The organism is Bacillus sp. AFS040349 (assembly GCF_002577655.1).
Classification (GTDB): domain Bacteria; phylum Bacillota; class Bacilli; order Bacillales; family Bacillaceae; genus Metabacillus.
In genome coordinates this window covers 1-9,884 of sequence record NZ_NUMC01000080.1, presented here as the reverse complement: position 1 = coordinate 9,884, position 9,884 = coordinate 1, and the positions used below count along the sequence as shown (strand labels likewise).

Annotated in this window: 14 protein-coding genes; 2 read left to right on the top strand and 12 right to left on the bottom strand. The window is 32.1% G+C overall.

Annotation, left to right across the window (positions count from 1 at the left end; translation table 11 throughout):
* On the top strand, positions 1–462 hold a 462-nt coding region (locus COD11_RS17390), incomplete at its 5' end, for a Tn3 family transposase (protein ID WP_141549705.1).
* 76 nt (positions 463–538) lie between these two features.
* Here the strand turns inward: COD11_RS17390 and COD11_RS17385 are convergent.
* Entirely contained in the window at positions 539–916 is a 378-nt protein-coding gene (locus tag COD11_RS17385) for a hypothetical protein (protein ID WP_098798169.1), read from the bottom strand.
* Positions 917–1,480: 564 nt separating this feature from the next.
* On the opposite strand from COD11_RS17385, the gene COD11_RS26960 reads away from it, so the two are divergent.
* Positions 1,481–1,630: a hypothetical protein gene (locus COD11_RS26960; protein WP_176551127.1), complete on the top strand. Its 150-nt coding sequence runs from the start codon at positions 1,481–1,483 to the stop codon at positions 1,628–1,630.
* Between the two features lie 280 nt (positions 1,631–1,910).
* Here COD11_RS26960 and COD11_RS17380 read toward each other — a convergent pair whose 3' ends face one another.
* The 11 genes from COD11_RS17380 to COD11_RS17325 all read right to left on the bottom strand — a co-directional run bounded on the left by COD11_RS17380 (position 1,911) and on the right by COD11_RS17325 (position 9,858).
* Positions 1,911–2,405 carry a hypothetical protein gene (locus COD11_RS17380; protein ID WP_098798168.1) on the bottom strand — a complete coding sequence of 165 codons (495 nt, stop codon included), beginning with the start codon at positions 2,403–2,405 and terminating at the stop codon, positions 1,911–1,913.
* Between the two features lie 466 nt (positions 2,406–2,871).
* Positions 2,872–3,330 carry a hypothetical protein gene (locus COD11_RS17370; RefSeq protein ID WP_098798166.1) on the bottom strand — a complete coding sequence of 153 codons (459 nt, stop codon included), beginning with the start codon at positions 3,328–3,330 and terminating at the stop codon, positions 2,872–2,874.
* A gap of 33 nt (positions 3,331–3,363) precedes the next feature.
* Positions 3,364–3,765, bottom strand: a complete 402-nt coding sequence (locus COD11_RS17365; RefSeq protein ID WP_098798165.1) for a hypothetical protein — start codon at positions 3,763–3,765, stop codon at positions 3,364–3,366.
* 254 nt (positions 3,766–4,019) lie between these two features.
* On the bottom strand, positions 4,020–4,802 hold the full coding sequence (locus COD11_RS17360) for a hypothetical protein (RefSeq protein WP_098798164.1): 783 nt from the start codon (positions 4,800–4,802) through the stop codon (positions 4,020–4,022).
* Between the two features lie 161 nt (positions 4,803–4,963).
* A complete protein-coding gene (locus tag COD11_RS17355; protein ID WP_098798163.1) occupies positions 4,964–5,593 on the bottom strand; it encodes a hypothetical protein in 630 nt (209 codons plus the stop codon).
* 205 nt (positions 5,594–5,798) lie between these two features.
* Positions 5,799–6,680 (bottom strand): ThiF family adenylyltransferase, encoded by an 882-nt coding sequence (locus COD11_RS17350; protein ID WP_098798162.1) that lies wholly within the window; start codon positions 6,678–6,680, stop codon positions 5,799–5,801.
* 1 nt (position 6,681) lies between these two features.
* Positions 6,682–7,353, bottom strand: a complete 672-nt coding sequence (locus COD11_RS26955; RefSeq protein WP_098798161.1) for a hypothetical protein — start codon at positions 7,351–7,353, stop codon at positions 6,682–6,684.
* Entirely contained in the window at positions 7,350–7,757 is a 408-nt protein-coding gene (locus tag COD11_RS17340) for a hypothetical protein (protein ID WP_098798160.1), read from the bottom strand. Before COD11_RS17340 ends, COD11_RS26955 begins: the two co-directional genes overlap by 4 nt.
* A gap of 55 nt (positions 7,758–7,812) precedes the next feature.
* Positions 7,813–8,979, bottom strand: coding sequence for a hypothetical protein (locus tag COD11_RS17335; RefSeq protein ID WP_098798159.1), 1,167 nt, complete (start codon positions 8,977–8,979; stop codon positions 7,813–7,815).
* Positions 8,942–9,529 (bottom strand): hypothetical protein, encoded by a 588-nt coding sequence (locus COD11_RS17330; protein ID WP_098798158.1) that lies wholly within the window; start codon positions 9,527–9,529, stop codon positions 8,942–8,944. The genes COD11_RS17335 and COD11_RS17330 overlap by 38 nt, the downstream gene beginning before the upstream one ends.
* Complete coding sequence (locus tag COD11_RS17325; protein ID WP_141549703.1) at positions 9,529–9,858, bottom strand: hypothetical protein; 330 nt, start codon at positions 9,856–9,858, stop codon at positions 9,529–9,531. The genes COD11_RS17330 and COD11_RS17325 overlap by 1 nt, the downstream gene beginning before the upstream one ends.
* Between the last annotated feature and the right edge of the window lie 26 nt (positions 9,859–9,884).

Below are 9,884 nucleotides of genomic sequence, written 5' to 3'. Positions count from 1 at the left end.
CTTATTATGGGGAAATTAGGGTCTTATTCAAGACAAAACAGCCTAGCTACAGCCTTACGTGAGATGGGTCGAATAGAAAAAACTATCTTTATTCTTAATTATATTTCAGATGAATCTTTAAGAAGAAAGATACAAAGAGGATTGAATAAAGGAGAATCTATGAATGGACTGGCACGAGCTATTTTCTTCGGAAAGCAAGGAGAGCTTAGGGAACGAACCATACAGCATCAATTACAAAGAGCCAGTGCCTTAAACATAATCATCAATGCCATCAGTATCTGGAATACTTTACATCTAACAAAAGCAGTTGAATATCAAAAACGGTTTGATAGTTTAAATGAAGAATTATTGCACCATATGTCACCTCTAGGTTGGGAACATATAAATTTATTAGGAGAATACCATTTTAACTCCGAGAAAATAGTTTCGTTAGATTCTTTAAGACCATTGAAACTTTCTTAACGTTGTTAAAAATAGAGAATTCGTCAGGAAAATACGCTTATCGTTGTAAATCCGCATTTTCCTGACGCTACCCCTACTAGTCATGATTAAATCGATCCTTCGTTAAGGGTAATAAGTTATTGCCCTCTTGAATGGCTACTTTCATATCTTTTATAACGTCATTTAGCTTAGTTTCGATTTGACTATAGCCCTTTTCGATTTCGTTATGTAGAGAAGTTAGTAAGGCAGTCATTTCTTCTAGTGTATCACCTGTTTTAAGTATCTTTTGTTGTATAAGAACATCGACATTCCCAATCGGAAGATTGGTGTGATCTGTAATTAAAACAATGTCATAGGACTTATCTGTTTCGACTAACATTTGAACTTGTTTCTGATTCATGAATATCACGCTTTCTCTTACATTTTTACCGTAATATTCAACCAACTTTTGCTGTGCAAGATTTAAATTTAACAAATAAATCACTCCTAAAGATTGTTTTTATTTTAAAGGGATTTATAATTCTCCTTGTAAACTGGTTCTTGATATTTATTCGGAGTTACTACTAAGTTGTTATAAGAATAACACCATACTCTGGAGTTAGGTAGTAGTGTCTATCTCATATAGAATAGATGTCTCCTGGTAAGATTAACTGAATCTCAACTGTTGAGTTGGCAATAAAGAATTTTGAAGATCACAATATAGTCGTTAATTAAGCGAATTGTGACGCAAATCAACAATTGTCCAGTTCATTAACATATTTATTTAATATATTACTAATGAAATATCATCTTCATGGTCATGGTGATGAGTAACCTTGGAAAAGTTGCTCATCACAAGATAGTTCACACTTTACCTCCTTAAGGGCTATTACTTGATCGATGGGTTATAGCTTTTTTATGTCTGACTATTAAGCGAAAAACAAAGTAATTTTCTCTTATATAAACTGCCACCTTATTTCACGTCTTTAGATAGTCGGAACAATTTTCAATAAGATGAATAGATTGTTCACTGAGTAAATCTTTCTAATAGGAGGCAATAATGAACAAAACTTTTCTTATTCATCCCTTTTTAGAACCAACGATTAACAAATACCTACTTGTATGTAGTATTTCTGGCAAACAATCTGTTAAAGCCCAAAGACTAAGATCAATAATCGACGAACTTTTATTACTATATTTTGATTCATAAGGCTATTATCCGTTCGTTGGTTAATAGTTTCTTTATGTCGCATTTTAGTTCTTTACTGAACTATATAAGCATAATTTGAAGTTAGTTAAACTAACCTAAGAATATTAAAGCTACCACACAAACGAATATACCTAATAGACTAATAAATCATTAATCTTAAACTGTCATTCATAATTTAATAAACTCCTTATTTCACATCATACGTCTTTTATTCAATGCTTTAAACGGCACTATTTTGTAATGACAGGTTCAATATTCCAGAATTAAAAACAAACCGATATTAACTTTCCCAATTTGCTGGCTTTTCCTGTGGTAACCAAACTGTCCCATCTTTTTGTAACATACCATACTGGCCATATCCGTCTTCATCTACATACCATATGAGATAATTACGAATCTCAACGGATTGAATATGGACAGGCTCATGAGGTGGGGCAGTACTTTTTCTAACAAAGGGGCTCCAGCCAAAATCAAACTGTTTATTTAGTTGAATTTCCTCACCTGATTTATTCAGGACCCAGACACCAAATCCTTTCATCTCATCTGTATACCAAACAAGTCCTTCAACTACAGGATCACATGGAGCAACCCAAGGGTATCCATCATAAATTGTATTTTTTCGTGCATGATTTCTCCAATCACTAGACTGTCTGTGATATTCCATAAAGTCGTCTACTACCTGTTTTGGAAACAGATCATAGACACTTACTTGGCTACCAGTATCTATCTTATTTGCTTTATCTATTGGAAACGGAATAATTTTAGCGGTTGGCATTTGTATTATCCTCCCTAACCTATTTGTTATACATATATACGTATAGTATAATATGTTTTTTCTATTATAGTTTCCTTCTTAAATATTGTCGACATTTTTTCACAAAAGTGAATTGATAGTTATAAAAAAACTCCGTTCTTCTACGGAGCATGGTGGATAACGCTAGTAAAACCTTAACACTACATATGGAAAAACGGCACAGAATACAGTTAAGAAAGCCATCCCCCACGCAATAAACTTCCAAAACCTTGAAGCCTGTGGGTTTTTTCTTGCTTTAAAATATTGGACCTGTACCAAACATATTAAACAAAAAATTACACAGGCTATAAGCCCCCATTGCTGTATAAATGAAAGGAATTCGAGCATCCATTCATTCATGTTACTATCAGAAGGTAGCTTTGGAAGAATGGTGTCATCTTCAAATTGTATTAGCGGTTTATTTTCTTCCATAAAATCACCTATACCTTTATACTAAGTCTTCTTCTTCAGGAAAGTCTATTTCTAAATCAAATGCTTCTTTTCCAAAACGTTCTAGATCTCTATAAATAAAAGAACTGCTAAACTTGCAATCTATTATTTTACCTTTTTCAAAAATAAAGGTAATTGTTCCCTGAACAATTGCTCTGCTAGAGATATAATTACTTACAATGCTATATACAATCTCGTTATTTAATCTTAGCAACTTTTCATTATATTCCTTTGTAGGACGGGAAATATATAGACTACCGTTTCTTATTTCAGGTTTTACGCTATAGCTATGATTTAATCTAGGGTTTTGCTTCATGGCAAATATGATTTCTAAGTTTCCATTCCCTGATTTTTCATTACATAAGTCTTGAGCCTCTCTAACAAAATAATTTCCAACCAACAACATTGTACGATCAATCAATTTACTTTTACTAGTATAAATATCATTTTTTGCCATAACTTTCCCCTCCAATATGAATATTTAACAAATTTATCGTTCTAGATCTCTATAAATAAATGAGCTGCTGAACTTGCAATCTATTATTTTACCCTTTTCAAAAATAAAGGTAATTGTCCCCTGAACAATTGCTTTACTAGAGATATAAATACTTACAATACTATATACAATCTCATTATTTAATCGTAGTAGCTTTTCGTTATATTCCTTTGTAGGATGGGAAATATGTAGACTACCGTTTCTTATTTCAGGTTTTACGTTATAGCTATGATTTAATCTAGGGTTTTGCTTCATGGCAAATATGATTTCTAAGTTTCCATTCCCTGATTTTTCATTACATAAGTCTTGAGCCTCTCTAACAAAATAATTTCCAACCAACAACATAGTACGTTCGATCAATTCATTTTTACTAATATAAATATCATTTTTTGCCATAACTTTTCCCTCCAATATGAAAATTTAACATATTTATTTATTCCAAAATTCCCATTTTCCAATTTCCAAAAACGACATTTTTTTCAAGTTTCTCTTACAATTATACGTATATATGTATGCTTGTAAAGTATTTCAAGTAAAAAATACTTATTTTTTGTAAGTATGACCCTTTCTCATAGGACTATAAACCCATTAACACTAATCCTATCAGAGAGAGTAAAAAGAGATCTTTCACCTCTTTTTAACTCCACTTCTTAAGATACATGAGTGTTACCTAAACTACTTTCTGTTAAGTAAGTACTCTCATCATTGATTCCCCAAACATTCAAGACTGTCCATATATGATTACTAACACTTATTTGAGCAATGATAATATCTCCCTCTTCATAAGAAGATAATTTTTGATGCTCAAACATTCTGTCAGCTGTTCCATCTCCAATAAAAGCAGTATATTCATCGATTTTTTCAATGAGTTTTCCTGCAATATAATAGAGCCCCTTTTCAGGTCGGTCACATAGGAATAAATCAACCTCTTTAAAATTAAACCAGGAATTTTTAGTATCTTGTTCTTGTAATTCCAGCTCTACACTGCCTTGAGTCGTTTTTTCCTCCTCAGACACAGCGTCAACTAGAGTGTGTATATCTTCCTTAGCATTAACTTTTTCTAGAAATGCAGCCGACAGACTATCTATTTCTACTTCTTTAAGATCTTCAATGCTTAGTAATGTTTCATTTGTAATTTCAGTTGCTGGATTTAATAATAGTTCTTCTTGCTCTACCTGATCATTTGTAATTTGTACATCCATTACTAACCTGTCTTCGACGTTGTCTATAGGATTATGTAATGGTTCACTCTGTATACTACTTTCACTTATCCTATTAATTTGAGTAAGAATCGACTCATTTTGTTTTGTAATCTGAAAAGTATACAGAGCCTCTGTTCGTGTCTTGGCTCTAATCTCAGCACTTTTAGAAAACAAATAAAGTGAACAACTCAATACTAGAATTGATAGAGTTAAAACTATTGATATGAACATTTTTAAAATCCTCCATTATATTTAATAAACGCAAAAAAGCCCTATGGGGCATACTTCCTCCAATAAGGAAAAATACCACCCATAGGGCTTAAAACTTCAACAAAAGGCTCAATGAGCAAACATAAATTACATATGGGAATATTATAGCATTATGTTATAGATTACTCAATAATTTTAATTAACCTCGTAAATTTTTCGTAGTTCTTTATGATATGAAGATAATAATCATCTGGTTGATATATTAAATAGCGTCTAAAATGACGATTACTCTGTGGAAATGAAAAAGTTACGGAATCAATAACATTAGATAACCTAGAAATTATGGCTCTGGTTCTATTAAATTTGTCTTCCATCATCTTGCTAGAAAACCAAGCACCTGAAGATAATAATTCAGCTAAATACTCTTTGTCTTTTATTGATATAGAACCTTTAGAAAGCCTATGAAGTACAAGTTTATCTCCATTATCATTATAAACAATCTTGTTAAAGTTCAAATTACAATGATTAACAAAAAAGTCTAATAAGTCTTTCTGATCTACATAATATTTATTTCTCGGTAAATTTTCTCCAGTAATTTCATAATATTTAAAGTAATCATTTTTAAACAATGTTCTCTCAAATGAGGACCGTGATATATTTAATAATTCAATAAGGGTATTTAGTGGAATTAATCTATGTATACCGTAAATTTGTATAAACTCATGTTTATGGAAGTAGTTAAGTGCTTGTTCTAATGTTAATTTAGTTGAGTTTTTTACATTAATAGTAATTTTTATTCTATTGTTTGGCATATCATTTAATTTCGTCCCCTCTTAGTTATTAAATAAATCTAATATAACACATACAAATGTATAATATATTTGCTTTTACTGGAAAAATAGTCATATAGTCTTACTTTATCATAGCAATATATTTTAATCAATATTTCCAAATTTTGAAAACGTTAATTTGAAGTTAGTATAGTGGTTTAAGTGGGGAAAATAGGAGCGAAAGCCCCTATTCTTCAGTTGATTTTAGATTTTCAAGCATACTAATATCTTCTTCTGTAATAAAGCCTGTCCTTCCTCCGCTCATACATGTCTGAGCATTAAAGTTTATTATGTGACTATATATCCTTTGTGAGTGAAATAAATTGTTCATTACATTATTAGCCATTGTAGCAGCCATCCGATTTGTAGCACTTCGTTGTGGATTATTTATAATTAATTCCCCACATGACTCGTCAGGAAACGAACTTTTAGCATCTTCCAGCATTTCTGGAAAGACATCTGTAACGGGTTTCAATATCACTCTTCCTCTATATTTAAAACCTACTACAACTTGCCCACTAAATCCGCTTTCCCTAATAACTTTGCTATCACTAGAAGAAATATTAACCCCTGTGACTCCAGCATCAATCCAAATTAGATTTTCAATATCATCAGAGTAAAAATAATCATGAAACAATTGTCTTGTTTTATTATTATCAATCATTCCCACTAAAATTTTTACTGTTTGATATTTATCTGAGATACCTTTATCTGAGAATAATTGGTCAATCATTTCTTTCGTTTTTACATATCGTGGAATGCTACCGATACTTAATCCGTAAACTTCTTCATACCGTTCTTTTAACGCATCCACTTTAAATTCACCAATATCTTCTTGAGTACACAATTGATTTGACAAATTGTGATCTTCATAGCGATCAGCATCGCACAAAAGCATGTTTACCCCGAAAGTAACGTCCTGATTATCTTCATTAAAGGATCTAAAGTGAGTTGCAATATCCTGACATAATGAACGAAAGAACTGGCCGCCATTGGCGCCAGCTCCTACTTGTACAATATCAAAATATATTTTCTCTCTTCCTGGTTCTAAAATATGTAAAGATTCCATATTATCTTTCTTCCTTTCCATTAATTTGGCTTGTAAATGAAACATTGTCTTTCCATTCAAGAGGATATTCTCTATATCTTGTAATATCAAAATCTGTAAAAATTTGATCATAATCCAATTCATAATAGAATCCATTAAAACCTACTCTTAACACCTTTGAAGGTTTATGTGTATGCAAGTTTCCTATAACACCATAGATAAAAAATCTCTTTTCATCATAATTATCAGTAGGTGAAAAGTAAGCAGGCATTGAATTATGTGAATGAATTTGAAGTACTTCTACAAGGTCCTCTGAATATATAGACTCCGTGAAAGAAACTTCTACTTTAGAAACGGATTGAATCGGGCATCTAACCTCATAACTTTCTAGTTCTTTGTTCCAAAAAAATTGAACCATTACTTCATAATCAAATTCTAAACAGTAATCACGAAAGAATGTTACAACCCGCTCTAACAAGTATCCTGGTATCTTTGGTAAATCCATTTGAAATCCTGTAGGTACTTCTTCTAATCGCTGAAGAGACTGAACTGGAACAGACATCGTCCCAAACTCACTCTTTCTAATTTCATATAAACGTCCGTCTTTAGAGGCAACAATATTAAAAGGTGTTAATCCCTCTTTTAGTAGATCAGTTAATGACCAGCTGTAAGTGTGAATTCCTTTTTTCATCATCCTTTTGCTCCTCCTGTAATACGAGGAAACAGTCGTTTATTCTCTTTATCAATATCCCAAAAAGTACGATCCCTACTCATTTCAAAGAATTCTTTAGCCATTTCTTCTCTCAATTGCTCAGTGGAAATACCACTCTCCGGTATATCATTTACAAACTCTGTAACTTGGAAAGTATTAGAATAATAATGGATAGTCCAATCTTCTTTAATATTTTCAAAGACCTTTTGAGTCTTAGCTGCAACTGACTTCTTCGATTCTTTTTTATCACTTGCTGAAGAAACGACTTCTTTCTTATTCGACTTTTTATCTTCCTTTTTTGCCTGTTGCTTTTCATTACTCTTATCTTCCTCTTTATTAATAAACTTAACATTCTCACCAAATAGACTTAATTGATTTTCAAACATTTTTTTATCCTCCTAAAATGTGTATTATATTCTTAATTCATTAGAAAAAAGACAGTTACTTCTTTTCAAACTTCTGTAACTCTAGCCAATCAGAAAGGGTTAAACCATCTTCAATTGGAGTTAGATCTTCATGATTAAAATCATTATCTTGTAGAAAATAAAACTTCTCTCCTAAATTCTCACCAAAGTACGCATGATCATTATTTGGGGAATTTATAAAAGCATATGGAAGTGTACCTACCATTGATAAATCCTTAACCTTATAGGACTGCAAATCTGGCCAACAGCATGACAAACTTTTAAATACGTTACTGAATGGGTAACGATATAATTGAGTTGTTGGCTTAAGTAATTTATCTTTTATACACACTAATTGCGACATCAATACCTCTTGACCACTTATTTTAAATAAAAAAAGCATGTTTGGATGCCCTACTTGTTTGAAATCCCTACGATGATACTTAACATCAAATCGTTGAGCTTCAACCTCTATTCCAACTAAAACTCTCCCATCCAACATTTCTTGATAGATAAAACAATTTTTCGGGAGCAATGGGCTTGAACATACTCTTTCTTTCTTGATATACGGCTCTAATACACGTAATACTGCACTTTTATCAGCTTTAGAAGCTGTCACCTCAAATAGACTATTTATTATTTCCTTATCATCTAGAAAGTTAGCTTGCTGATATATCTTCCTTAAAATCGGCGATAAGAAAGGAACCGAACGATCTCCGAGTAAATTGACTTTCTCAAGTATCTTACAGAAGAGATCAATTAATAGAGTGTACTCATACTCTCCACTAAAGTTGGTCCTACTAAATTTATCTATAAATACTTTTAAAATCTTATTGGTTTCTTGAACAGAAAGCTCCATAGGATTAAAGCGACTACTAAGTTGAGTAAACAATAACTTAACTGCTTTCTCTCCATAATCGGGTACATTTCCGGTTATCATGTCTATAATCTGAATAAGATCTTCTTCATGTTCACCAGTATCCCAGCTATCCGCTTCAAGATATGGAGTAAATAATTCAACCAAGGTATTTGTTGATAACAAATGCCTAATAATTTCGCTATCCTCCAAAATATCTAACATCGATAGTGCTAAATCTGTAGGTGAGATATAGTTCCTACTAACAGACATACCATTCCATAAGTTATTCACTACAGCCCCATGCTCCTTAAGCTGAATGTGAACTTCGTTGACTGTTTGAGTCATATTTATTTCCTCCTAATTTAGAAATTGTATTAATCTTCTCCTTCCAGGTATTTAGAAATAGGATTAGATATTGTTTAAATTCAAAAATACCTTGCAACAGTGTAAAAAATTCAGAGTAATAAGGATCTCCTACGAATTTCAGAAGAAGTCCATTGTCTGTAAACTCGCCCTTAATAGACAGTTCGAATAATTCCGCTGATACATCAAGAAAATCAACAAGATTAGTACACTCTTCCCAGAACATAAAATAATCCTTAGTCCCTTTTAGCAGCTCTTTCATCTTGTATATTTCAGACAGCTCCTTGCAGGTAATGAGATACTCTCCATCCGTACTTCCATTATTACCTTCGCTTACTTTCTCATAAAAAAAGAGTTCACCTAGCGCCACCCAAAATAACGAAAATTTGTAGGAGTGATAATCTACAAAAAATGTTAATTCCGGTGCTAGTGGAACTCCTTCATCATGCATTAATTTGGCTACTAATAAATTATCTGCAGTGCTATAAGCAGCCATTAACCATTCATTAGATAGATAAGCTGACTTAGCCACTAAAAAAACCTCCTCTTTTTCCTAATGGATTGAATTGATTTAACTTTTTTAGATATATGAGCTAATCGATTCACATGATATAATCCATTTTCAGCATTAGGAAAGAAGTCGACTTGTCCTTCATCGAACTCGTCAGAGTTATAATCAATAATTTCCTCTCTTGCTAATACAAGATCATCAAGAGTAAAAGAATCAAAATCTACTTCTCCAACTTTTTCTTTGTCGTATAACATTAAAGAAATCAGTCGAATTTTCCTAGTATTTTGAGCGTGGATATCTTCCGGTACTGAACTTTCCCCTATTGAAGAAACAAACCTTTGTAATCTCAAAAAAATCCTCCCTCTATAAATGTTGA

Coding starts and splice junctions, on each gene's coding strand:
- COD11_RS17340 (WP_098798160.1), bottom strand. CDS start 7,757: ATGTTTGAAAATCAATTAAGTCTATTTGGTGAGAATGTTAAGTTTATT.
- COD11_RS26960 (WP_176551127.1), top strand. CDS start 1,481: ATGAACAAAACTTTTCTTATTCATCCCTTTTTAGAACCAACGATTAAC.
- COD11_RS17365 (WP_098798165.1), bottom strand. CDS start 3,765: ATGGCAAAAAATGATATTTATATTAGTAAAAATGAATTGATCGAACGT.
- COD11_RS17380 (WP_098798168.1), bottom strand. CDS start 2,405: ATGCCAACCGCTAAAATTATTCCGTTTCCAATAGATAAAGCAAATAAG.
- COD11_RS17335 (WP_098798159.1), bottom strand. CDS start 8,979: ATGACTCAAACAGTCAACGAAGTTCACATTCAGCTTAAGGAGCATGGG.
- COD11_RS17355 (WP_098798163.1), bottom strand. CDS start 5,593: ATGCCAAACAATAGAATAAAAATTACTATTAATGTAAAAAACTCAACT.
- COD11_RS17350 (WP_098798162.1), bottom strand. CDS start 6,680: ATGGAATCTTTACATATTTTAGAACCAGGAAGAGAGAAAATATATTTT.
- COD11_RS26955 (WP_098798161.1), bottom strand. CDS start 7,353: ATGATGAAAAAAGGAATTCACACTTACAGCTGGTCATTAACTGATCTA.
- COD11_RS17370 (WP_098798166.1), bottom strand. CDS start 3,330: ATGGCAAAAAATGATATTTATACTAGTAAAAGTAAATTGATTGATCGT.
- COD11_RS17360 (WP_098798164.1), bottom strand. CDS start 4,802: ATGTTCATATCAATAGTTTTAACTCTATCAATTCTAGTATTGAGTTGT.